Below are 22973 nucleotides of genomic sequence, written 5' to 3'. Positions count from 1 at the left end.
TGCTCTGGGATCAAGCGACGTTCGTCGGTCAGCGTGGCGAGAAAACTGCTGGCTGTAACAAAGGCGCGGGCCAGTCATCTGAGTGATGTAAGACAACTTAAGAGGATTACATCATGAAAACCTTAATCACCATGACCGCTCTGGCAACTCTGCTGGTGGGCTTTGGCACTGCGGCTCAGGCCGCGGAGATTCTATCGCCCTGGTCCGTTCAGGCCCCGCAACTGCAGCTCGCCGAAGGCGGTAGCGAGCGGGTTATGCGCAATCAACAACGCCTGCAGGCATTGGCTGCGCAACGTGGTCGGAGCGAAGAGGGCCAGCGTTTTGTCCAGCTGATCGAAGAGCAACCAACGGCTGCCGGCAACCTGGACGACACGCTGGATGCGCAGCAGAGCCAACCTGAACCAAGCTACAAATCGCCCATCCTGCGTGACCGTGCCATCTATGGTAGCCAGCATTGATGGGGGACTGTCTGTTGGAGGAGGGGCCGACCACGCTGGCTTCTTTATCCCTGGGCACAAGGAGGTGCCAACCCATTGTTGCGTCTTGGCCGGAGTCGGCATTCCTTTGACCGGGAGGGCAGTCTATGGCCGAGTCGTATCGAGGCGCCTGCCATTGTGGGCTGGTGCGTTTTGAAGTCAGTTGCATGCCCACCGAGGTGTTGAGGTGCCATTGCGCTTACTGCCGACGTAAAGGTGTGCTGTGGCATGCCATCAGCGAAGCTCAGCTGTGCATACGTTCGGGTAAGGAGCATTTGCGTGAGTATCGTTTCGGCACGCTGAAGGCCAGGCATTACTTTTGCCAGGGTTGTGGTGTGAGTACCTTCAGCCGCCCGGCGGTGTTGCCCGACTCCTGGGTGGTGAACTTGATGTGCGTGGATGATCTGCAGTTACAACGAATCGAGAACGCGAACCCAACAATGCTCCACTAGGCTGCAGTGGGCTGTGGTTTGCTGGCTGACCAGAGATGGGCGTTTTAGGGGCTGCTTCCTAGGCTTTACGGGATGGGGCCGGTCTGTTCTGAGAGGGATTATTGATGCTGTCTTTTCTAAGTGGCTGGCGAAAGCATGCGCTGCCCGAGCCTGGCGAGCAGGAAGCGGCTGGCGCCTTGGTCAGTTCCCTGCTGCTGATGGCCTGGTTTGTCGAGGCTAGAGACCCCTATACCGGCGGCCATCTGTGGCGGGTATCGCGATACTCGCGTCTGCTGGCCGAGGCTGCGGGGCTGAAAGCGGCCGATGTGGCGCGTGTCAGCCTGGGCGGTTTTCTGCATGACCTGGGCAAAATCGGTATCACGGATGCCGTGTTGCGCAAAACCAGCGCACTGGATGAGCAGGAATACGCATTGATTCGCACCCACCCGGAAATGGGGGCGCGAATGCTCGCGGGTCACCCTCTGGCCGGTCTGGTGCTGGAGGCTGTCTATAATCACCATGAGCGCCCAGACGGCAAAGGCTACCCACGTGGCCTGCGCGGCCCTGAAATATCTCTGGATGCCCGTATCGTGGGCTTGTGCGATGCCTTCGATGCCATGACCAGCAGCCGTCCGTACCGGGCCGGTATGAGCCGGGGCCAAGCGCTGGCAATCATTCAGAGTCAGAGTGGCAGCCAGTTCGATCCAGCCTTGTGCGAGCACTTTCTGATGCTCGGCCGCCAAGGCGTGCTCGATCATGTTATTGCTCATTCCGATGAGGGCATTCCCTTGCAGCACTGCCCCATGTGCGGCCCCACGTTGGTTGTTCGGCGTGAGCAGCAAGCCGGTGAGGCTATTTTCTGCCGTAACTGTGGTGGCGGTTTTGTCCTGGAGCAGGGCAAGGCCGGGTTACTGGCCAAGCCGACCGGGGAGGTGGGCGATCCACGGGCACTTCAACCCGAGGCCGATCATGGCCTGATTCGCCGTGTAATCGCCGAGGCGATTGCCAGTATGCCGTTGCAGCAAATGCTCAACCCAATCTCCACCTTGCCCGCGGGTATAGCGCCATGAAGGTATTCAGATCACTCGCTCAGCCTGGAGTATGGAGGCGTGCTGCGGTCACGGCTCTGCTGGTGGGGAGTGTATTGAACCTGATCAATCAGGGAGGGGCGTTATGGGGAGCAGAAAAACTGTCTGTCTTTCACCTTCTGCTCAACTATCTGGTGCCTTTTGCCGTGGCGAGTTTTAGCGCTATTCAGGCCCGCCGCGACAGTAGGCGGGCCGAGATCCGCACTTAAAACAGCTGGCGCTCGCCTTGCATCCAGCGCCAGGCATCGATCAGGTCAAAGACCAGGCTGATGCCGTTTACCACCAGGACCAGGCTGACATACAGCACCTCATCTGTTGCCAGCGGTTCGCCTGACTGGGCCAGGTACATCAGCAACATGACTTGTAGAGGGCCCCAGACCAGTAGGTGGGGAACCGCGAGCAGTCGACTGAATCCGCCATATAAGTACATAAGCAGCATATTGCTGCCGACCACTATGAGTGCACTCAGCGCAATCCATTGGGCGCTGGGATAATGCAACAGAAACAGGCTGGCCAGATTAATTGGCAGAAGCAGGCCTGCCATCCACAGCTGCACCCACAGAGGGAGTCGGCGGAAAGACTGCCAGAGTTTCAGGTGTAGGTTAATCAGTGCGTTCATCGGCGCTCTCTTGGGTGGACATATCGGGGTGGGAGTGGGCCAGCAACGCCTCGGGAATCGCTGTCTGCTGCAAACCGCCCAGCTCAAGCCAGATCTGGGTTTGCTGCCTGGCGCGTGCAATCAGGCTGGCGGTCTGGCTGAAGTCAAAGACGGAGACGCCCAGAGGACAGAGCGGGGCGGCCACATGGATGCGGGCCAGGGATTGATGCAGGGCGATGTCACGAACCAGCTGGCGCATGCTCATCAGGTTAAGGGTATGCAGGCCACGGGCAACCAGGCTTCGCGGCGGCGCCGTGCAGGCGCAGCCAAAACCTGTGGGTAGCACCAGGATGCGCGTGGCGCCGAGTGCGACGGCGCTGGCGATGGGTGTGTTACTGGCTACCCCACCGTCCATCAACAGTCGTCCATCGATCTCAACCGGCGGATAGACCAGGGGGATGGCGGCACTGGCCAATAGCGCTTTGAGCAGATTGCCCCGTGAGAGCAACACTTCCGCGCCATTTAGCATGTCGGTGGTCATGATATGCAAAGGCAGCCGACTGTCCTCGATACGAGCCGCCGGCAGAAATCGCCCGATCATGTGCTGCAGGCCCTGGCTGGTGAGCAGGTGGCCTTGTCCACGTAGCAGGGCGACCCCGGCGCCCAGCACACTGAATGGAAAGATGTCGCGTCGACTCAGGCCGCACCAGATGCTGGCCAGCTCACTGACCCCGTGGCTATCCGGGCGGCTGGCAAAGTAGGCGCCGTTGATCGCCCCCACTGATGCACCAATAACCAGATCGATACTGATGCGGGCCTGCACCAGTGCCTGCAACATGCCCACCTGTACGGCACCCAGGCTGCCGCCACCGGCCAATACCAATGCGGTGACCTCAGTCATGGGCAGTGTTCCTTTCAACGCGTTTCATTCAGGTTCCAGTCATAGTCAAGGTAGTCGATGCTTACGCGCCCCTGAGGCAGTAATGTGCTGGCAGATGGGCTTAGCAAGGCCAGGTGCTGTTGGAAATAGGCCTCCAGCGACCCCCACTGCTGGATGAAGTCCTCGCCATACCAGTCGAATATTTTCGACACCTGAAACCGCTGGTTTGTGGGGTCAAAGCGATTGCGGCTGTGATCGGATAGAAAGCGCCGCTGGCTGTCCTGCAGTTGTTCCTCCAGGCGTTCGGCGACAAAGGCTTCGTCGCGTAATGCCGGGCAGCCCACTGACGCGCAGTTGACGGCAAAGTGAATGCGCGGCTCGTCGAATACGCCAGGCTCGCGGATCATGCCGTGCTCGATCTGATCCAGGCTTAAGCGTTGCCCCAGAAGCGGGATAAAGGCTTGTTTCCAGGGGCTGCTGAACAGACCACCAATGGACTTGATCGAGTCCACCGGGTAGTGCTCGACAATCAGCTTGAGGGTGAAGGCGTTATACGCATTGATCAGAAAAGCCAGGCGCTGTTCAGGCTGCCAGCGTTGGTAGTCGGCTGGGGTTACGGCGGACAGCACGCTCAGGTAGCGATCCAATTCGGTGCGGTTCTTTTGCAGGGTCGCATAGTCGACGATGCTGGCATGCCCCTGATCCAGCCAGCTCACATGCTGTTGCAGCAGGCGAGTCCAGGCCTGATGTTGATGGTCGAAGGTATCGGCCTGCAAAAGGTTGCTGAAGCACAAGGCCAGCAGCAAAAACAGTGGGCGCATGGTTGGGTTCCTAAGGTTTCAGTGAGTGGGGGCGGTGGCCACGCTGGTACAGGCGAGCGAGGGTGAACGCGGAAACACCGCAGGCATGGGCCAGCGCCAGCAGGCGATTGCTCAGGGAACGGCGCCACCAGCCGTCTCGCTGCCAGCGCCTGGGGTCAACCAGCAAGCCATGCTCGATACGCTGGAAATCGCCGAGGCCACGCAGGTTGTTAACCAGCTCGACCTCTTCAAAAAGTGGCCAGGGACTGTGCTGGCCACAGGCGAGATAGGCACTGCGCTCGACAAACAGGCCCTGGTCGCCATAAGGGGTGCCGAAGCGGTTACGCCAGCCAATCAGTCGCTCAAGTACTCGGCTTTGCCAGCAGCTTGGGCCGGCAAAGCGGAAAGCGAAGAAGCCGCCGATAGCGCCATTGCTCATCACCGCCTGCACGTCCAGCAGCGGGTTGCCCAGCAGCTGGGCATCGGCATGCAGGAACCACAGAATTGAATGTTGCGCCTGTGCTGCGCCTTGACGCAGCTGCTGGCCCCGGCAGGGAGCCGAGGCAAGCCACTGAGCGCCCAGCTGGTTACAGATGCTTTGGCAGTCGGGACTGTTGGCCGCGTCCACGACCAGCAACTGCAGCTGCTGCCGCGTCCGTTGCGCCAAGCCGTTGAGGCGAGTGAGCAGGGCTGCCAGCGCGGCATGGTCGTGCCAGCAGGGAATGATCACGCTGATGGCTCTATTGGCTTGCATGCTGTTCCAGCCCGAGACGTTGCAAGGTGGTCAGTAATGCTCGGCGAGCAGGGCGGCCATCCTGTTCCAGCGCACGGACAAGCCCAGGCAGATCTTCGCGCTGGTCAACATCGGCCAGAATGTCTGCTTCGATCACCGAGTGGCCGGCCTGTCGACAACGTTGTGCCAGGGCTTGCCTCAGGCTCGCCGTGCTCCAGGGCAGATCGTCCAGCTTGGGCCAAGGGCGCTTGCTGGCCATCAGCACCACGCCGCCATCACGGGCGGCGATCAATACCGTGTCGTGCTTGTCCAGCAACTGGCAGGCACGGCGAAAGTGTTGTTGGTTCAAGGCCGGACAATCGCTGCCTATATAGAGCAAGTGGCCATGCCCCCTTGCCCGCAAGTGCTGATCCAGCGCCTGAAGTCGCTGGCCCAGGTTACCGGCTGACTGCGCGATGACCAAGGCGCGCGGGTTGCAGTCGCCGGCCCAGTCGAAATGATCGGGATGATCCGGCGCGATAACGGGCAGGTACGGCCAATGCTGCAGATCTTCCAGCGCACACAGCAGCAATTTTTCTGCGACTTGCAGGGTGGGTTCCAGGCCTATCTGCGCAGCCAGCCGCTGTTTGGAGTGCCCCAGGGCCGGACGTTTGCACAACAGAACCAAGGCGGGTTGAGGTTCATCTTTGCTGAGATCGAGGCTCAAACTTATGCTCCATGTGCACCTGAGAGGCAGCGAAGCGCTGTGCAATTAGGAGCGGGCATAAGCCGTTTTGTTACAAGGCCCGGGTCAATCTTCGGGCAGCTTGAGCTGTTTGAGGATGGCCGCGCTGTCCACCGGTTGCTTGTCCAATGGCAGCTTCTGCAGCACTTCAGAGGTCAGCTTGAGTTGCTCCAGATACAGCTTGCAGCGCGGGCACATGCGCAGGTGCATAAAGACCGCCCAGCGGTTTTTCAGGCTCAGGTGGCTTTCCATGATGTCGGAGCTCAGCTCCGACATTTCGCGGCAGCTCAGCATGTTCCCACCTCCTCGAAGTGATTGAGCATGGCGTGCATGCGTTGCCGGCCGCGGTGCAAGAGAACCCGGATATTGCCTTCGGCCAGATTAAGGGCGCGGGCAATTTCGGTGTAATCCAGGCCACCCAGCTCACGCATCATCACTACGCTCTGTTGGTCGTCGGGCAGCTTATGCAGGTGCTTGTGGATGCACTCGTGCAGTTCGGCTTCGGTCAGCAATTCTTCAGGGGTGTCGTGGTGCCACTGGGTGGGTGGCGCGTCCCAGGCGCCCTGTTCATTGAAACGCGTGCTGATGGGGGAGCCCTGATCATGCCCCCAGCCGTCGAACGACACCTCGCGGCCGGTCTTGCGGCGGATGGCATGGGCCTCGTTGATGGCGATGCGCGCCAGCCAGGTACGCAGTTTCGAGCGTCCTTCAAATTTCTTGATAGCAGAAAAAGCCTTGATCCAGGTTTCCTGGGCGACATCGTCAGCCAGTTCATGGCCGACCAATGGCGTGGCCATCGCGATCAGGAAGGCGTGATGCAGCTTGATAACACTTTCCAGCGCTTCCTTGTCGCCCTGTCGCAGTCGCTTGAGCAGTGCCTGTTCATCATCCATGCGCGGATTACCTCAGATGGTTCATGGGCGTGATTGTGAGCATTGATCTTGGAGCAAACAACGCAGCTTTTGTTACATCTCGGGATTGAGAAGGACGTGGTCTGTAACAAAAACATCGATGCTTCATCAGAGTAGTAGCGAATCATCCAAAGCCTACTAGTGTGCCTAGGGAGAGAACGCGATCAAGCGCTGACAATACTTTCAGACCTGCCAGCGCAGGTGTCTTCAGTGGTGGCACCAATAACAAACAATACGTGTAGCCCTATGAGGAAAGCCCCCATGCACTCGACTTGTCCCGATCATCCGCAGTTTTCTTGTCAGCGTCCCATTGCCGCGATGGTGTCCGCCAGCGTGCTGGCCCTTGCCCTGGCCGGCCCCACTTTTGCCGCCAGCCCTTGTGGCCCTTGCGCGGCCAAATGCGCGCCAGCCACGCTGAGTCCCTGTGCCGCAAAGAACCCTTGCGCCGCAAAAAATCCCTGTGCAGCGAAGAATCCCTGTGCCGCCAAATGCGCGCCCAATCCCTGTGCGGTGAAAAATCCCTGCGCGGCCAAGAACCCCTGCGCAGCCAAGCTCAACCCTTGCGCCGTCAAATCAGTCAAGCGCCCAGCGAACTACAAGCCTTATCAGGGCCCTCAGGCTGAGCTGGTGGCCTATGGCGAGCAGCTGTACAAGGACCCAAAACTGAGCAGCAACGGCCTGTCCTGCGAAACCTGCCACCAGGGTGGCAACCTGTTTCAGGCCAGCTTTGCCAAGGCGTTCCCCCACCAGGTGGCCATGGCCAAGGATCAGTTCGGCATGAGCCAGGTCTTTCTCGATGAGATGGTTCAGATCTGCATGGTCGCGCCTATGGCAGCCAAGGCATTAGGCTGGGAATCGAAGGAACTGGCGGCGCTGACAGCCTACACCGCGACATTGCAGACCAGCTTCAAGCCCAATCCCTGTGCGGCCAACCCTTGCGCCGCGAAAAACCCATGCGCGGTCAAGAATCCTTGTGCCGCGAAAAACCCTTGTGCCGCCAAGAACCCTTGCGCGGTTAAAAATCCCTGCGCCGTCAAATCTTGAATCAGGGCGAGCCGGGGCCGGTTTGATCGGCTCCGGCGCGTTTGGAGGGTTGCATGAATTTACCGCTTTCCAATCTACCCAATGCCGTCCCAGGCATGCTGTTGGCCGCGCCTGATGCAACCGCGCTTTCGCCTCACGAGCGGGCCGTTATGCTGGAGGCGGCCGCCGAGGTTGAGCGTTGCCAGCATGCGCTGGCCAAGGCTGGGTTGAACGTGGTCGGCGAACTGCTCAAGGGCCATGAGGGGTTCTATGAAATGAACCACTACCCCGATGGCGACGTATTCGACCGCGACAGTCACAGCCAGTACTACTACCACGCTCACCGTGAAGGGGGCGTGGAGCATGGACACTTCCACACCTTTATTCGCGGTGCCGGTATAGGTGCTCACCTGCTGCCGCGTAAGGATCTGTGCATGAGCGAGCCCTGGCCTACGGGCGATGAAGCCATTGCCCATCTGGTGGCCGTTTCCATGGACGCCTGGGGCCAGCCCATTGGCCTGTTTGCCTGCAATCGTTGGGTCACCGCGGAAACCTGGTACCCGGCGACTTCGGTGAAAGAGATGCTGCCGGGGTTTCTGATCGACCACGCCCATCCCTCCTGGCCGACCAATCTGTGGCTAAGTGCCATGCTCAAGCTGTTTCGCCCGCATATCGAGGCATTGCTTGATCATCGTGATCAGGTTGTCGAGCACTGGCGTGCGCTGCATCCCGACCAGGATGTGCTTGAAGACCGTTCACTGGAGATCACCGGGCATCTCGACATTTCAATCAACGCTTGGGTCGAACAACTGCGTCAGGTTCAGGGCATAAGCCGATAAGCTTCAACCAAGGTAAGTACCAGCATGAATATCCTGTTTCTCTGTACCGCCAACAGCTGTCGCAGCATCCTGGCTGAAGCCGTGTTCAATCACCTGGCCCCTGCCAGCATGCGTGCCGTGAGTGCGGGTAGCAAGCCCTGTGGCTGGGTGCATCCGCAAAGCCTGAAGGCCCTGGCACGGGCTGGCATCGAGCAGATGGGGCTGTACAGCAAGTCCCAGGAGGTGCACGCACAATTGCAACCCGATGTGGTGATTACCCTCTGCGACAATGCAGCTAACGAGCCTTGCCCGGCTTATTTCGATCAGGCGTTCCAGGCGCACTGGGGGCTTGCCGATCCCGCAGCGCAGCAGGGTTCGGAGGAGGAGATAAACGCGGTATTCGATCAGACCGTGCACCTGATCCGTGCCCGTGTTGAGCAGTTTCTGCAGCTACCTTTGGCCAACCTGCAGGCGGAACAGTTGCAGCAAGAGCTTCGTCGTATTGGCCTGCTACTGCCAGAGGCTGCCTAAAACAGCGCCCAGAGCGCAGGCGCGCCTTGGCGCCTTTGCCAGCAGCGGCTGATCAGCAACAGAATCAGCGCCAGCGGTACCATCCAGGCGAACAGGCTGACAAAAGCCCCCAGCCCGGGAATACCTAACAGCAACAACAGGCTGGGGGCGCAGCACGCACCGCCGGCCAGCAGAGAGGGCCATACCCCCGCGCTGGCGATGGCCGTGCAGTGGGCGTTCTGACGCAAAGCCAGAGCACCATGCAGGTTAAGGCCCAGCAGGGCTGAAATCATCGTGGCAATCAACAGATTGACCGGGCTAAACAGTATGACCAGTGCCCCCATCTCCAGCATGGCCAGAGCCTCAAATTGCCAGGGACTGCGCTGGGAAAGGAGATGTGCCCACTGCCAGGGCAGGCTGTGCCAGCTCCAGCCAACAGTGCCTATGTCGATATCTCCGAGCATATACAGGTACAGCAGCCCATAAGCCCCTGAGACTAGGCCGATCAGCCAGCGCTTAAAGGCCGGCAGGGGCATCGAGCAGCACCGTCTGAGGGTAGAAGGTGGCCCAGGCAAACCACATGGCATCGATCATGTTTATCTTGGTCAGCCCCTGTAGCTCCGGTGCTTGTGGACCATCCTGGTTGAAGCTCAGAGTGGCTGGGTCTAGGGTGATGTGCTGGTCAGACTCATAAACCCAAGCTGTATCGAGGCGGCTGTCCTGAATGATCAGGTAATGTCGGTTGGCATGCTGGTAATGCACGACACTCTGTTGCTCCAGGTACTCCCGATTGATGGCGACCGCCAGCTGTGCGGTGCGAAAACCGCGGATCATCTGCTTGGTATGCAGCTCGGGGCGGCTATGGGTGACCGGAAACATCACCTGTGGCTCGACATAGTAGCCATGCAGCGGGCTGTAACCGCCATAGGGGTCGCGGTTGTAGTTGCGCATATAGCCGGTGCGCTCAGTCAGCACCAGGGTTTGTGGGTAGCGCTCCTTCCAGCGAGCCCAGGTGGTCCAGGTGACCTGGATTTCATCCAGGCTGTGGCCCTTGAGTGGCCCCTCAAAGGCCACAGCGGCGATCTGCGACCAGTAACTGTCGCTGGCCCGGTCGTACATCACCACATTGCTGTTCAGCAGTTTGCCGGAGACACCAAGGCTGGTCGTGCCGCGTTTGAAGCCGATGGCCGTGGCCGTCAGCGGGCAGTAGGTGATGCTGACAGGTTCGCCACCGAGGCTGTCGTTGACGATCTCATGCCAGACCATGATGCGCTGTGGGTAGGCCTTGGCCTCGCCCTGGTGATAGACGCCGAATACGATGTCCTGGGCTTTGAGGTAGTCGTCTGCCTCCCGGGCATCGCTGAATTTGGGCGAGTCGATGGCGGGAATGCCGTCCTTGCCGGGGCCGCCGGAGAGCAGCAGCTCGGTAAACATGGCATGGCTGGGTGAGAGCACGCGCTCAGGCCCGGCTGGTGGCTGGGCCTGAGCGGGCAGTGTGGCGGTTAGGTAAACCAGGCCCAATAAGGTCAGAAAGTATCGGCAGTGCATGGCGCCTCCCATCAGCAGACGGTTACTGGTTACCGAGCAGCGTCCTGAGTTCGCCACTGCGGTCGAGCTTGGCCAGGTCGTCATAACCGCCGATATGGCGTTCGCCGATAAAGATCTGCGGTACGGTGCGCCGGCCAGTCAGCTCAATCATCTGTTGCAGCTGAGCGGGGTCCAGATCCACCCGGATTTTCGCCAGGGGGCCGGCATTGCGCAGGCTCAACAGATGTTCGGCTTGTTTGCAGAAAGGGCAGTGCTGGCTGGTGTAAAGGATGACGCGGCTCATGGTTAAACCTCATTTGGAAGAGCGAGGCAGTCGCCCTGTGCAATTGAGATGAACCGCTATGGGCTTTGTTACAGCGGATGTTTCATCAACTAATAGGCTGGTTTTTACGCTGATACAGCGACTCAATAAGCGGGCAGGCCACCTTTTCTGGGCTCGCACAACAGGCGTGAATCAACTGGGTCAGCACTGACTCGATCCGCTGGAGGTCCGCGAGTTTATCGCGCACATCGGTGAGCTTCTGTTCGGCCAGCTCACGGGCTTCGTGGCAATGCGTGCCGTCGTCCAGCCTCAGCAATTCGGCAACCTCATCGAGGCTGAAGCCCAACCGCTGGGCTGACTTGATGAACTGCACCCGCGCCACATCGACGTTGCTATAACGGCGAATACTGCCGAATGGCTTATCTGGCTCTGGCAGTAGGCCCTTGCGCTGATAGAAGCGAATGGTTTCGACATTGACACCGGCGGCCTTGGCAAAAACGCCAATGGTCAGAGGCTGTGCCGTGCTCTCCATGATGTTTGACTCCGTACTTGACTACGGAAGTAACCTTAAACCATCGATCAAATGCTCAAAAGGAGAAATGCATGTCTGAACCATCAAACGGGGGCGTCTCTCTTGCCGCCGGGGGGCTGGCGGCGATTCTAGCCTCGACCTGCTGTCTTGGGCCGCTGCTGCTGATCACTTTGGGATTCAGCGGGGCGTGGATCGGCAACCTGACCGTGTTGGAACCTTACCGACCGATCTTCATCGGCGCGGCGTTGGTGGCGATGATTTTCGCTTGGCGACGTATTTTCCGGCCGTCTCAGGCCTGCGCACCGGGCGAAGTCTGTGCAATCCCACAGGTACGCACCACCTACAAGCTGCTGTTCTGGTTGGTGGCGGCCTTGGTGCTGGTCGCGCTCGGCTTCCCTTACATCCTTCCCTTGTTCTACTAATCAGGAGTTCGCCATGAAAAATTTGTCAGGAACACATTTTCACTCGCCACATCCCTGTGGCTCGCCTTTCGGGTGGCTACGCCATGCAAATCGACTCCTGTCGATTTGTCGCACCAGCCCCGCAGGGGTAAGGCGCATGGATGCTCCTTACAGAAAATTGCTCGCATCCCTCGCCCTCACCACCCTTATCGCCACGCCTGTCTGGGCGGCCACCCAGACCGTCACCTTGTCGGTGCCCGGCATGACCTGCGCCGCCTGCCCGTTTACGGTTAAAAAGGCGTTGAGCAAGGTCGACGGCGTGACCAGGATCGAGGTGAGTTATGAGAACCGCGAAGCCACTGTCACCTTCGACGATGCCAAGACCAGCGTTGAAGCGCTAACCCAGGCCAGCGAAAACGCGGGCTATCCCGCTTCGCTCAAGGAGTGACCATGCGTAACCCCGAGGACTTGGCAGCAATGCATATCGCCATAATTGGCAGCGGCGCTGCCGCCATGGCGGCGGCGCTGAAGGCGGTGGAAGGCGGTGCCCGCGTCACCATGATCGAGCGCGGCGTCACCGGCGGCACCTGCATCAACGTCGGCTGCGTGCCGTCGAAGATCATGATTCGTGCCGCCCATGTGGTTCACCTGCGTCGCGAGAGTCCGTTCGATGATGGATTGCCCGCCGCCCCATCGCGTGTGCTGCGCGAACGACTGCTCGCACAACAACAGGGGCGCGTGGACGAACTGCGTCATGCCAAATATGAAAACATCCTGCAGAGCACGCCGGCCATTAGCGTGCTGCAAGGTAGCGCCCGGTTTAGGGATAAGCGCACGCTCAGCGTGGAGTTGGCAGGCGGCGGTGAGCGCATTCTTACCTTCGACCGCTGCCTGGTAGCCACCGGCGCGAGCCCGGCCATCCCGCCGATTCCCGGTCTCAGTGACACGCCCTACTGGACATCTACCGAGGCCCTAGTGAGCGACAGCATACCCAAACGCTTGGCCGTGATCGGTTCCTCGGTGGTAGCGCTGGAACTGGCCCAGGCCTTCGCCCGCTTGGGTAGCCAGGTGACAATCCTGGCGCGTAGCACGCTCCTCAAGCGCGAAGACCCAGTTATCGGCGAAGCGCTGACTGCGGCCTTCCGCCTGGAAGACATCGAAGTGCTGGAGCAGACGCAAGCCAGTCACGTGTCCTACGCCAACGGCGAATTCGTCCTGAGCACCAACCACGGCGAGCTGCGCACCGACCAACTGCTGGTTGCCACCGGCCGTACCCCTAGCACTCAAGGCCTGAATCTGAGCGAGGTGGGAGTGAAGTTGGATGAACGCGGTGCCATTCAAATCGACTCGGGTATGCGCAGCAGTGCAGCAGGTATCTATGCGGCTGGCGACTGCACCGACCAACCGCAATTCGTCTATGTTGCGGCCGCAGCCGGCACTCGCGCGGCAATCAATATGCTTGGCGGCGCGGCAACGCTTGATCTCGACATTATGCCCAGCGTGGTATTTACCGACCCGCAAGTGGCCACTGTCGGCTACAGCGATGCGCAGGCGCAGCAGGCAGGGATCGCCATCGAAAGCCGTACGCTCAGCCTGGATAACGTGCCGAGGGCGTTGGTCAACTTCGATACACGCGGCTTTATCAAACTGGTCGCCGAAGCCGGCACAGGCCGCCTGCTAGGCGTACAAGCGGTGGCGGTGGAGGCGGGCGAACTGATCCAGAGCGCCGCATTGGCCATTCGGGCGCGGATGACCGTGCAGGCGCTGGCTGACCAGCTGTTCCCCTATCTGACGATGGTCGAGGGATTGAAGTTGGCAGCGCAGACCTTCACCAAGGACGTGAAACAACTGTCCTGCTGTGCAGGCTGACCGAGAGAAAAGAGTCAATTACACATGAAATAAAAGGCAGAGCGCCCAGCAGGGCGCTTTACCTTTTCAGTCAGATCAAAGAGCTACGAGTCGGCGCCGATGCATCAGCCGATAAGCCGCAGGCAATACGAACAGCGATAGCAGCGGCGCGCTGAGCATGCCGCCGACCATGGGCGCGGCGATGCGGCTCATTATTTCGCTGCCAGTGCCTCCGCCAAGGAGGATCGGCAGCAGCCCGGCGATAATCACCGCCACGGTCATGGCCTTGGGCCGTACCCGAAGCACTGCGCCCTCGCGGATCGCCTTGAGAAGTGCTTGTTCACTTGTATCGCCTGACTGTTCTCGCTCGGCCCAGGCGTTTTTCAGGTAGAGCAACATGATCACGCCAAACTCTGCTGCCACGCCGGCCAGGGCGATAAAGCCGACCCCGGTGGCTACCGATAGGTGATAACCGAGCAAATAGAGAAACCAGACACCGCCGACCAAGGCAAAGGGCAGGGTGGCCATGATCAACAGGGCCTCACTGAAGCGACCAAAGCACAGGTAAAGCAGGACGAAGATGATCAGCAGGGTGGCCGGCACCACCAGCTTGAGCCGTGCATTGGCCCGTTCGAGAAACTCGAACTGCCCCGAATAGCTCAGACTGATGCCCGGCTGCAGTTGCACCTGCTGATCGATGGCGGCGCGCAGATCGGTCACCACCGACGCCAGGTCGCGGTCACGCACATCCACATAGACCCAGCCCGAGGGCCGCGCGTTCTCGCTTTTGAGCATCGGCGGGCCGTCGCTAACCCTGATCCGCGCCACCGTGCCCAGGGTGATTTGGCTGCCCTGTGGGGTGTAGATCGGCAACTGTTCGAGCCCGGCCAACGAGTCGCGCCATTCGCGCGGGTAACGCACGCTGATGGGGAAGCGCGCCAGGCCTTCGACAGTCTCGCCAATATTTTCACCGCCGATGGCGCTGGAGACGATCGACTGCACGTCGGCGATATTCAGGCCGTAACGCGCCGCCGCCACCCGGTCGATATCGACGTCGATATAGCGTCCGCCGGTCAGACGTTCGGCCAACGCCGAACTCACCCCGGGCACGTCCTTGGCCACCTTCTCGATGGCCTGGGTGGTCGCATCAATCTGCGCCAGGTCGCTGCCAGCGACCTTGACTCCAATCGGGCTCTTGATTCCGGTGGCGAGCATGTCGATGCGGTTGCGGATTGGCGGGATCCAGATATTGGTCAGCCCCGGCACTTGCACCACTCGGTCCAACTCTTCCACCAATTTTTCCGCGGTCATGCCGGCGCGCCACTGCTCGCGCGGTTTGAATTGTATGGTGGTCTCGAACATCTCCAACGGCGCCGGATCGGTAGCGGTTTCGGCTCGGCCGGCCTTGCCGAACACATGGGCGACTTCCGGCACCGTCTTGATCATCCGGTCGGTCTGCTGCAGCAACTGCGCGGCCTTCTGCGCGGACAAGCCGGGCAGGGCCGATGGCATATAGAGCAGGTCGCCTTCGTCCAGCGGCGGTAGAAACTCGCCGCCCAATTGTGACAGTGGCCAGAGGGTGCTGAGAAATACCAGTGCCGCCACCGCCAAGGTGGTCTTGGGCCAAGCCAGTACCGCATCCAACGCCGGTTGGTAGATACGGATCAGTCCGCGGTTCAATGGGTTGCGCGCCTCATCGGGAATCCGCCCGCGAATCCAGTAGCCCATCAGCACCGGCACCAGGGTCACCGACAGCCCCGCGGCGGCGGCCATGGCATAGGTCTTGGTGAATGCCAGCGGGCCAAACAGCCGGCCTTCCTGGGCCTGCAGGGTGAACACCGGAATAAACGACAGGGTGATGATCAGCAGGCAGAAGAACAGCGCTGGGCCGACTTCCACCGCCGCGTCTGTAATCACCCGCCAATGGCTTTCGCCCTTGAGTTCTTCACCTGGATGCTTCTGGTGCCAGGCTTCGATCTTCTTGTGTGCGTTCTCGATCATCACCACCGCAGCGTCGACCATGGCGCCGATAGCGATGGCGATCCCGCCGAGGGACATGATGTTGGCGTTGATGCCCTGCTGCTGCATGACGGCAAAGGCGATCAGCACGCCGACCGGTAAGGATACGATGGCCACCAGCGAGGACCGCAGGTGCCAGAGAAAGGCCGCACAGACCAGCGCGACTACGATAAATTCCTCCACCAGTTTCTCGCCCAGGTTACGCACCGCCCGGTCGATCAACTGGCTGCGGTCGTAGGTAGTGACGATCTCCACCCCGTCCGGCAGGCTGCTTTTGAGTTCTTCGAGCTTGGCCTTGACTGCATCAATGGTGCTGCGCGCGTTCTTGCCGCTACGCAGAATCACCACGCCACCAACCACTTCGCCCTCGCCATCAAGCTCGGCGATGCCGCGGCGCATCTCAGGGCCGAGCTGGATATGCGCAACCTCCCCGAGGGTCACCGGCACGCCGCTAGCATCCAGGCGCAGCGGAATGGCGCGAAAGTCGTTGAGGCTTTGCAGATAGCCCGAGGCGCGCACCATAAACTCGGTTTCCGCCAGTTCCAGCACCGCGCCGCCGGTTTCCTGGTTGGCCCGGCCGATGGCGTCCGTCACCTCGGCCTGGGTGATGCCGAGGCTAGCCAGCTTGATCGGGTCGAGTTGCACCTGATACTGCTTGACCATGCCGCCGATGGTCGCCACCTCGGCTACATTGGCCAGGGTCTTCAGTTCGAACTTGAGGAACCAGTCCTGCAACGCCCGCAACTGCGCCAGGTCATGCTTGCCGGTACGGTCGACCAGGGCGTACTGGTAGATCCAGCCGACCCCGGTGGCGTCCGGCCCCAGCGCCGGCTTGGCGCTGGCCGGCAAGCGGCTCTGGATCTGGCTGAGGTATTCCAGCACCCGCGAGCGTGCCCAGTAGAGGTCAGTGTCGTCCTCGAACAGCACATAGACGAAGCTGTCGCCAAAAAACGAATAGCCCCGCACCGTCTTCGCCCCCGGCACCGAAAGCATGGTGGTGGCCAGCGGATAGGTCACCTGGTTCTCGACAATCTGCGGCGCCTGGCCCGGATAGGGCGTGCGGATAATCACCTGCACGTCGGACAGGTCCGGCAATGCATCGATGGGCGTGTTCTGCAGTGACCAGATGCCCCAGGCGGTGGCGAACAGGGTCGCCAGCAGCACCAGGAAACGGTTGGCCACCGACCAGCGGATCAGCGCGGCGATCATGGCTGTGCCTCCTGATCGGAGTGCTCGCCATGAGGGGCAGGCATCAGGTGCTCGATACGCTCGATCTGCATACCCTCGTCATCGGCACGTACCCCGACCCGCACCCGGTCGCCGGGCTTGAAGCCTTCCAGCAGCGCCGCTTCGGCCACTGGAAACAGCATGCTCATGCCCGGCATGCCCAGGGTCTTGAACGGGCCATGGGTGAGCATCACCCCATCGTCTTCGATGGAGTCGATCTGGCCTTCGGCTTCATGCAGAGCCGACTCAAGCCTGACCTCGGCCGCCGGCGCGCCCAGTTCCTGGGCCAGGATGCCGCGCAGGCTGGCCTCGGAATCGAGCAGGAACTGCCCGGAGGCGACCACCTGCTGGCCCTCCTCAAGCCCTTCGAGAATCTGCGTATTGCCCGCGGCCTCCTGGCCCAGGCGGACTTCCACCGGGCGGTAGCGCCCTTCGCCCTCGGCGAGCATCACCAGGGCGCGGTAACCGCTGCGAATCACCGCCTCGCTCGGCACCAACAGCGCATCGCGTTCGGCCGACCGGGCCAGCCTTACCTGGGCGGTCAGGCCCGGACGCAGGCGACCGTCGGGGTTATCCAGCACAACCCGTACGCGCAGGGTGCGGCTGTCGAGGTTGGCCTGGGGCAGGATGGCCTCGATGCTGCCTCCGAGCACTTCGCCGGGAAACGCCGGCAGGCGTGCCTCGACCGCTTGGCCTTTATCCAGCCCCAGGGCTTCGGCCTCGGGCACTGCCACATCCAGCCAGACGCTGCGCAAGCCGTTGATGGTCGCCAGGGTGTCACCCGCCATCAGGTTCATGCCCTCGCGCACATCGAGTTGTTGCAGCACACCGGCAATCGGGCTGGTCACCGTCCATAGCGCCTGGACCTTGCCGCTACGCTCGAAACTCGTAATCAGCGCCGCGGGCATGCCGGCCAGGCGCAGACGCTGGCGTGCTGCGGCCAGCAAGGCAGGATCGCCGGCATCGCGCAGGGCCAGATACTCTTCCTGGGTACGTACCCACTCTGGCACCAGCAGATCGGCCAGGGGCGCGCCGGCTTCGAGCAGATCCTCCGGTGCGCGGGCATAGACGCGCTCGACGAAACCGCCCGTACGCGCCTGCACCACGGCAATATCACGAGTATTGAAAGTCAGGTTGCCGGTCGCTTCCAGGCTGTTGGCCAGCGCCCCGCGGGTCACCGGGGCCAGGCGCATGCCCAGGTTCTGAGTGATGCTCGCATCGATGCTGACGACGGCGCTGTCGCCACCTTCGTCGGCATAGCGCGGCACCAACTGCATGTCCATAAAGGGTGATTTGCCCGGCTGGTCGAATTTCTGCTGCGGCACCATGGGGTCGTACCAATACAGCACCTTGCGCTCGTCGGCCTTACTTGCCTGGGGCAGCCCTTGAGTAGCCGCGGATTCGTGGTTCATCGATTGATGGGCGGACCAGTAGCCAACTGTTAGGCCGATGCTCAATACCAACATGGCCAGCAACGAGCCTTGCCAAATTCGAGTCTTCATTGGCTCCTGTCTCCATAAGCAAAATACAGGCGAGCGCTGGTCTGCGCGCGTTGCTGTTGTAGATCAATGTCTTTCAGTCGTGCTTCGGTCAGCTCTCGGCGGGCGGCCACCACTGTTATCAGGCCGCCGGCACCGGCACGGTAGTCAGCCATCGCCAGTTGCACCTTTTCCTCGGCCAGCGGCACCAGGATCTGTTGGCTGCGAGCAAGTGCTCGATCCAGGCGGCGGTACTCGGCCAGATCGTCATCGAGTTCTTGCATGCGCTCGCGTGTCACAGCCTCACGTTCAGCCTCAAGGCGCAGCATTTCGGCGCGTTTGGCCGCGATCTTTGGGTCTTGGCGACGGCCGGTAAACAGCGGCAGGTCAAAGGTGAACTGCGCCGACACCATGTCGCCAAAAGCATCGCCGCGCCTCTGATAGGCCAGCTCCCAGCTCCAGTCCGGTTTCTTTTCCGCTTCGGCCATGCGTACCTGGGCCTCTGCTGCATAGGTCATTGGGTCGAAGATTTGAAGTTCAGGGTGGCGCTGCAGATTGTGACGAAATTGCCGCTCGTTCACCTGCCAGCTCGGCCAGGGACCTGATAGCGACTCGTCGGCTGACGCCCCGAGCCAACGTCGTAAGGCTGCACGGGCTTGTTCACGATTGCGCTCAAGCTCATCTTCTTGCTCGGCCAACAGTGCTGCCTCCTGCTTGGGCGCAAGGTTGTCGATTGCCATGCCGCTTCCGCCCGCCAACCGCGCTTGCACGGCTTTGGCCAGCAGACGATTCTCGTCATACAGAGACTGGAAAAGTTGCAGTTTCTGTTCGATGGCGAAGCTGCCAATCCATGCCAGCGCCGTCTCCCGGCGTACCTTGAGGCGTTCGACCCGCGTCAGTGCATCGGCGCTGTCGACGCCAGCCTGGGCGGCTTCAACCCGAGCCCGGCGCTTGTCACGATTGGGCACCTCCTGCATGACCCCGACCATTTGCATGGTCATAAAATCACGCGTAAGACTGCCGCGTGCGTCCCCCTCAATCGGAAAGTTTTGCAGGCCCAGCAGTAGCTTGGGGTCCGGCAGTTCCCCCGCAGGAGTGGCAGCCTGAATCGCTGCATCTCGGTTGGCGGCTTGGGCAGCCAACGATGGTGCCTCTCGCTCAGCCAGCAGCAGGGCTTCATCCAGGGTAAGGGCGGTGGCCAGGCCAGGTAAGGCCAGTGTGCAAAGCGCAAGGGCGGCCAGACATAAGCGGCGCGCACTGCAGTAATATCGGATACTCATTTCACGATTCCTGTGGATGGTCCTGCGCGCGCCCAGGCGGGCACACACATATCGTCTCGCCACCTAATAGGGCGAAACGGAACTCAAGTCAGTACGGGAATCAAACGCGGGGTGGGCGCCATACCCCGGAAGGGGACATGGTGGGAAGGAAGTCGCTGGCGAAGGACATTACGGTGGGATGAGAGGGCAGTACTAGCGTCTTGATGACCGAGACTTGCAGCATGCTGCTGCTCTTACACTCTTGCCCGGTCTTACAGACTTTACCGCCTGACATTTGTGGCTGTTGATCTTCGCAGCACGAGGCATGCATATCCTCCATCGACATACCCTGCTGCTCCATCGGACAAGGCGGCGATAGGGCGATGAGACCCGCCATGCCATTGATGGGAAGGGTCAGACTGAGCAGTAACAGCAGCAAGTGCAGACGTCGTTTCATGTTTTTGAGTCTAGTGCAGGCTCGGGAAGGGGTGCAATTGGCTTGTGGCCAGTGCGGCTAATGGCCACGCGTGAGTCAGTCATAAACCTAAAGCGGTACGCAGGTTCAGCAAGGTCATCAACATCAGAAGCAGTACCCCGATACTGAAAACCTTGCGCCGCCAGAGCACTACATTGGCGCCCAGGTGGATGCCGGCATGCACCAGGCGTGTGGCGATATAAGCCCAGGCCACTATCAGCACCAGCCAGTCGACCCTGTCCAGGGCCCAGGCCATCAGACTCAGTACATAGAACAGGACCGGGGTTTGGAACTGGTTCTCGATGTTGTTGGTCACCTTGAGCACGTAATCCGGCCAGGCATCCTTGTGTAGGGCGCGCCGGCTCTCGTCGACCTGGTTCAAGTTGCTGGCGCGGGCCTTGACCTGGCCCAGGCGGATAAACAGCAGCAAGGTCAGCATGACCTGAGCCGCGACGGGAAGGAAAATCAGATCACGTTCCATTGGGCTTTACCTTGTTGGCGAGTAGGCGAGTGTCTGCGAGGTCTGAACGGCTACTGACAAAGGTTGTTGGTAACGGCCCTCAATGAGTTGGGCAGGGGCGGTGAAGAGGCCCGCCACCGCCAGATAAGCCGTTATATCCAGTGATATGCCGTGCTTGAAGTCTCCTGAAGTGATGGCCTCGCTCTGCGGGGCGGCCTCAGCAATCAGAACCCCATTCTGTTGCCAGATCCGAATACTGATGGTGCTGGCCTGGCTACTGGTCTGCCAGGCCTGGTTTCTGGATGAAGGCAGAGGGCCAAAGCGCTCGCGATCATAGAGCGTCTGATATTGGGTCAGGCGTTGGCCTTTTGCCGTTTGATAAATCAGCTGGGTAGCCAGCACTCCCTGCAAGGTGCAGTAGCGGGCGCCCTGAAGGGTCACGGGGATTTCCTCGGGCGCAGTCTCCTGCAATGCAAAGTCGAGACGATTTAGCTTTGCGTGGAGTTGGGTAAAGGAGTCTGTCTGGATGTCCAACAGATAAATACGCGTGTGGTTGGTGAGCACCTCTTCGCTGATTCGTTCGCCGATCTGGCTCAGCGGTGCTGATTGATAGTGCTGAACGAAAAAAGGGGTCACTGCCAGAAGGCCAATGCAGGCCGCCGCGGCGAGTTTCGCACGCCAACCAGGGCGTTCAGCGCGGGGCTTGGCCAATTTGCGCTGCAGGCGGGCGAACTGCTGCTCATCCAGTTGCTGGCGGTTGAGCAGCTCGCCAAACTGTTGTCTGAGCGGGTCAGTGTCGTTCATGCGTCCCCCTGTAGACAGGTGGCGGAAGTGGCGGGCGGCGATAGGCTGAGTTTGCTGCGCAGCCGATGCAGCCTGGACAAAATGGTACCTCTGGGCTCGCCAAGCTGCAGGGCAATTTCACTGGCCGAAAGCCCCTCAGCAGCCCAGAGGAAAACCACCTCCCGTTCGGCTGGATTGAGCGAATGCCATACCGCTTCGAGCCTGCGCTGATCAATCAAACCAGCCTCCAGCGACTGCCCCTGATCCTGCATTTCATCAGGAAACTCCAGGGACTCAAAAGGCAGTCGCTGCAGCCGCCGTTGCTGATCGAGAAACAGGTTGCGGGCCACGCGGCGCATCCATGCCTGCGGACATTGAATGTCCTGCCCACAGGCTTTCAGGTAGCGTTCCACCGCGTTGTGCAACAGGTCTTCGGCATCGGCGGGCTGCCCACAGAGCGCGAGGCAATAGCGGTACAGGCGGTCCCATTCTGCACGGTTAAGGTTCATCGGGCCTCTATAGCGTCAGTGCCCATTCAGGCAGAATGCCGAGCGCAAACTCTTCCAGCACTTTGTCCATACCGCTGAAGACCATGGCGCCCAACAGCAGCAGCAAGCTGCCCAGAACAACCTTTCCGCGACCGGCATTGTTCAGCAGCCCGGGTCGCCAGCGGTTCAGCACCTTGCCGGAGAGCATGGCGGCCATCAGCAATACCCCCGCCGTGCCGATACCGAATACCAGCATGACGACGAAGGCCATGCCCATGTCCTGCCCCATGGAGGCCAGGGCAATAGCGGCTCCCAGGGTCGGCCCCACGCAGGGCAGCCAGACCAGCCCGAGCACAGCACCCAGGATGAACTGACCCAGGCCCGAGTTAGGCTGATAACCGCTGGTGTCGACGCGGCTGCTGAGCAATGACAAGCGCAGGGTTAGCCAATCCCCCAGGGGTTTGACGACCAGGGTAAGGCCCATCAGCAGCAAGAGGGCGGCGGCGAAGTAGCGAAATATGACCGGATCAATGCCCAGGTTGAGCAGCACGAAACTGACCAGTGTCCCGGCAACGGCGAACGACAGACTAAGGCCCAGCGCCAGGTACAGGGCATCGGATTTGCGACCGCTCACATTGGAGCTCATCACCACCGGCACCAATGGCCAGACGCAGGGCGAAAGAATGCTCAGCATGCCGGCCAGCAGCGCCAACGGGATGGAAACAAGCTCAATGCTCATCGGCTGGCCAGGGCCTGCTCGATGGCGGCAGTGATCACCTCATCACGGGTCTCGGCCACACTGAACCAGAGTTGCTGGTTGTTCTTGTAAAGCAGCAGGGTGGACTGGCGCGGCGCACGGAAATGGGTAACCAGTTCCTTCTGGGTATCAAAGTCGACCCTGAGCACATGCAATTCTTTGTCCGGGTTGTTGCCCAGCCAGGCCTTGATGATCGCCTCCTGCTTCTTGCAGGTGGGGCACCAGTCGGCCGCGACATCGACCAGGACGGTTTTGCCGTCGGCTTGCAGGGCGTCAAAGCGCTCCTGGGTAAAAGCTTCTCCGGCAAAGGCATGAGCAACCAGTGACAGGCTGAGCAGCAGGGCAGACATCAGTGATTTCATTGAGCATTCCTTGGAAGTAGGTAATAGGGCAGCGCAGAACCGTTGGATAGCGCCGTCGAGTTAATGACGACTGAGCGTTTGG

General features: G+C 60.5%; 29 protein-coding genes. 9 read left to right on the top strand and 20 right to left on the bottom strand.

Going from position 1 to position 22973, the window contains the following annotated elements:
* Positions 1–113: 113 nt before the first annotated feature.
* The 3 genes from AC1G9C_RS16045 to AC1G9C_RS16035 all read left to right on the top strand — a co-directional run bounded on the left by AC1G9C_RS16045 (position 114) and on the right by AC1G9C_RS16035 (position 1977).
* On the top strand, positions 114–458 hold the full coding sequence (locus AC1G9C_RS16045) for a hypothetical protein (RefSeq protein ID WP_480408161.1): 345 nt from the start codon (positions 114–116) through the stop codon (positions 456–458).
* Positions 459–583: 125 nt separating this feature from the next.
* A complete protein-coding gene (locus AC1G9C_RS16040) occupies positions 584–928 on the top strand; it encodes a GFA family protein (protein ID WP_480408160.1) in 345 nt (114 codons plus the stop codon).
* A 104-nt stretch (positions 929–1032) separates the two neighbouring features.
* On the top strand, positions 1033–1977 hold the full coding sequence (locus AC1G9C_RS16035; protein ID WP_480408159.1) for an HD-GYP domain-containing protein: 945 nt from the start codon (positions 1033–1035) through the stop codon (positions 1975–1977).
* Positions 1978–2200: 223 nt separating this feature from the next.
* Here the strand turns inward: AC1G9C_RS16035 and AC1G9C_RS16030 are convergent, their stop codons facing one another.
* From AC1G9C_RS16030 to AC1G9C_RS16000, 7 genes are all read right to left on the bottom strand, one after another.
* The gene (locus tag AC1G9C_RS16030; protein ID WP_480408158.1) at positions 2201–2614 is read right to left on the bottom strand and encodes a hypothetical protein; all 414 of its coding nucleotides are present in this window, start codon (positions 2612–2614) and stop codon (positions 2201–2203) included.
* On the bottom strand, positions 2598–3494 hold the full coding sequence (locus AC1G9C_RS16025) for a patatin-like phospholipase family protein (protein ID WP_480408157.1): 897 nt from the start codon (positions 3492–3494) through the stop codon (positions 2598–2600). The genes AC1G9C_RS16030 and AC1G9C_RS16025 overlap by 17 nt, the downstream gene beginning before the upstream one ends.
* 14 nt (positions 3495–3508) lie before the next feature.
* Positions 3509–4294 carry a DUF547 domain-containing protein gene (locus tag AC1G9C_RS16020; protein ID WP_480408156.1) on the bottom strand — a complete coding sequence of 262 codons (786 nt, stop codon included), beginning with the start codon at positions 4292–4294 and terminating at the stop codon, positions 3509–3511.
* Positions 4295–4304: 10 nt separating this feature from the next.
* The gene (locus AC1G9C_RS16015) at positions 4305–5027 is read right to left on the bottom strand and encodes a glycosyltransferase (RefSeq protein ID WP_480408155.1); all 723 of its coding nucleotides are present in this window, start codon (positions 5025–5027) and stop codon (positions 4305–4307) included.
* Positions 5014–5712, bottom strand: a complete 699-nt coding sequence (locus AC1G9C_RS16010; RefSeq protein ID WP_480408154.1) for a DUF2064 domain-containing protein — start codon at positions 5710–5712, stop codon at positions 5014–5016. Before AC1G9C_RS16010 ends, AC1G9C_RS16015 begins: the two co-directional genes overlap by 14 nt.
* A gap of 84 nt (positions 5713–5796) precedes the next feature.
* Positions 5797–6024 (bottom strand): anti-sigma factor family protein, encoded by a 228-nt coding sequence (locus AC1G9C_RS16005; RefSeq protein ID WP_341437132.1) that lies wholly within the window; start codon positions 6022–6024, stop codon positions 5797–5799.
* Complete coding sequence (locus AC1G9C_RS16000; protein WP_480408153.1) at positions 6018–6623, bottom strand: RNA polymerase sigma factor; 606 nt, start codon at positions 6621–6623, stop codon at positions 6018–6020. The genes AC1G9C_RS16005 and AC1G9C_RS16000 overlap by 7 nt, the downstream gene beginning before the upstream one ends.
* 279 nt (positions 6624–6902) lie before the next feature.
* On the opposite strand from AC1G9C_RS16000, the gene AC1G9C_RS15995 reads away from it, so the two are divergent.
* Genes AC1G9C_RS15995 through AC1G9C_RS15985 form a run of 3 tightly spaced genes read left to right on the top strand, consistent with a single transcriptional unit; the run spans position 6903 to position 9013 of the window.
* Positions 6903–7685 carry a hypothetical protein gene (locus AC1G9C_RS15995; protein WP_480408152.1) on the top strand — a complete coding sequence of 261 codons (783 nt, stop codon included), beginning with the start codon at positions 6903–6905 and terminating at the stop codon, positions 7683–7685.
* Between the two features lie 53 nt (positions 7686–7738).
* Positions 7739–8503, top strand: a complete 765-nt coding sequence (locus AC1G9C_RS15990) for a DUF6969 family protein (RefSeq protein ID WP_480408151.1) — start codon at positions 7739–7741, stop codon at positions 8501–8503.
* Positions 8504–8527: 24 nt separating this feature from the next.
* Complete coding sequence (locus AC1G9C_RS15985; protein WP_480408150.1) at positions 8528–9013, top strand: arsenate reductase ArsC; 486 nt, start codon at positions 8528–8530, stop codon at positions 9011–9013.
* Here AC1G9C_RS15985 and AC1G9C_RS15980 read toward each other — a convergent pair.
* From AC1G9C_RS15980 to merR, 4 genes are all read right to left on the bottom strand, one after another.
* Positions 9010–9528, bottom strand: coding sequence for a hypothetical protein (locus AC1G9C_RS15980; protein ID WP_480408149.1), 519 nt, complete (start codon positions 9526–9528; stop codon positions 9010–9012). The two genes, AC1G9C_RS15985 and AC1G9C_RS15980, sit on opposite strands and share 4 nt — an antisense overlap.
* Positions 9509–10540, bottom strand: a complete 1032-nt coding sequence (locus AC1G9C_RS15975; protein ID WP_480408148.1) for a DUF3179 domain-containing protein — start codon at positions 10538–10540, stop codon at positions 9509–9511. The genes AC1G9C_RS15980 and AC1G9C_RS15975 overlap by 20 nt, the downstream gene beginning before the upstream one ends.
* A gap of 22 nt (positions 10541–10562) precedes the next feature.
* The gene (gene grxC, locus AC1G9C_RS15970; protein ID WP_480408147.1) at positions 10563–10823 is read right to left on the bottom strand and encodes a glutaredoxin 3; all 261 of its coding nucleotides are present in this window, start codon (positions 10821–10823) and stop codon (positions 10563–10565) included.
* Between the two features lie 85 nt (positions 10824–10908).
* Positions 10909–11334 (bottom strand): Hg(II)-responsive transcriptional regulator, encoded by a 426-nt coding sequence (gene merR / locus AC1G9C_RS15965; RefSeq protein ID WP_480408146.1) that lies wholly within the window; start codon positions 11332–11334, stop codon positions 10909–10911.
* A 71-nt stretch (positions 11335–11405) separates the two neighbouring features.
* Between merR and merT the strand changes: the two genes are divergently transcribed.
* From merT to merA, 3 genes are all read left to right on the top strand, one after another.
* Positions 11406–11756 (top strand): mercuric ion transporter MerT, encoded by a 351-nt coding sequence (gene merT / locus AC1G9C_RS15960; protein ID WP_480408145.1) that lies wholly within the window; start codon positions 11406–11408, stop codon positions 11754–11756.
* 136 nt (positions 11757–11892) lie between these two features.
* Positions 11893–12183 carry a mercury resistance system periplasmic binding protein MerP gene (merP, locus tag AC1G9C_RS15955; RefSeq protein WP_480408144.1) on the top strand — a complete coding sequence of 97 codons (291 nt, stop codon included), beginning with the start codon at positions 11893–11895 and terminating at the stop codon, positions 12181–12183.
* Between the two features lie 2 nt (positions 12184–12185).
* Positions 12186–13604, top strand: coding sequence for a mercury(II) reductase (gene merA, locus AC1G9C_RS15950; protein ID WP_480408143.1), 1419 nt, complete (start codon positions 12186–12188; stop codon positions 13602–13604).
* Between the two features lie 75 nt (positions 13605–13679).
* On the opposite strand, the gene AC1G9C_RS15945 is transcribed toward merA, so the two are convergent.
* The 9 genes from AC1G9C_RS15945 to AC1G9C_RS15905 all read right to left on the bottom strand — a co-directional run bounded on the left by AC1G9C_RS15945 (position 13680) and on the right by AC1G9C_RS15905 (position 22879).
* Positions 13680–16811 (bottom strand): efflux RND transporter permease subunit, encoded by a 3132-nt coding sequence (locus AC1G9C_RS15945; protein WP_480408142.1) that lies wholly within the window; start codon positions 16809–16811, stop codon positions 13680–13682.
* Positions 16808–18331 carry an efflux RND transporter periplasmic adaptor subunit gene (locus tag AC1G9C_RS15940; protein ID WP_480408141.1) on the bottom strand — a complete coding sequence of 508 codons (1524 nt, stop codon included), beginning with the start codon at positions 18329–18331 and terminating at the stop codon, positions 16808–16810. The genes AC1G9C_RS15945 and AC1G9C_RS15940 overlap by 4 nt, the downstream gene beginning before the upstream one ends.
* Positions 18328–19587, bottom strand: coding sequence for a TolC family protein (locus AC1G9C_RS15935; RefSeq protein ID WP_480408140.1), 1260 nt, complete (start codon positions 19585–19587; stop codon positions 18328–18330). The genes AC1G9C_RS15940 and AC1G9C_RS15935 overlap by 4 nt, the downstream gene beginning before the upstream one ends.
* A 100-nt stretch (positions 19588–19687) precedes the next feature.
* Positions 19688–20023 (bottom strand): hypothetical protein, encoded by a 336-nt coding sequence (locus tag AC1G9C_RS15930; RefSeq protein WP_480408139.1) that lies wholly within the window; start codon positions 20021–20023, stop codon positions 19688–19690.
* 79 nt (positions 20024–20102) lie between these two features.
* Complete coding sequence (locus AC1G9C_RS15925; protein WP_480408138.1) at positions 20103–20522, bottom strand: MAPEG family protein; 420 nt, start codon at positions 20520–20522, stop codon at positions 20103–20105.
* 6 nt (positions 20523–20528) lie between these two features.
* Positions 20529–21305, bottom strand: a complete 777-nt coding sequence (locus AC1G9C_RS15920) for a hypothetical protein (RefSeq protein WP_480408137.1) — start codon at positions 21303–21305, stop codon at positions 20529–20531.
* The gene (locus tag AC1G9C_RS15915) at positions 21302–21793 is read right to left on the bottom strand and encodes an RNA polymerase sigma factor (RefSeq protein ID WP_480408136.1); all 492 of its coding nucleotides are present in this window, start codon (positions 21791–21793) and stop codon (positions 21302–21304) included. The genes AC1G9C_RS15920 and AC1G9C_RS15915 overlap by 4 nt, the downstream gene beginning before the upstream one ends.
* A gap of 7 nt (positions 21794–21800) precedes the next feature.
* Entirely contained in the window at positions 21801–22511 is a 711-nt protein-coding gene (locus AC1G9C_RS15910; protein WP_480408135.1) for a cytochrome c biogenesis CcdA family protein, read from the bottom strand.
* Positions 22508–22879 (bottom strand): thioredoxin family protein, encoded by a 372-nt coding sequence (locus AC1G9C_RS15905; RefSeq protein WP_480408134.1) that lies wholly within the window; start codon positions 22877–22879, stop codon positions 22508–22510. Before AC1G9C_RS15905 ends, AC1G9C_RS15910 begins: the two co-directional genes overlap by 4 nt.
* Between the last annotated feature and the right edge of the window lie 94 nt (positions 22880–22973).

It is taken from the genome of Pseudomonas sp. ABa2 (assembly GCF_056676075.1).
The sequence above is the reverse complement of the archived record's forward strand: the minus strand, read 5'-3'. Positions and strand labels throughout refer to the sequence as shown.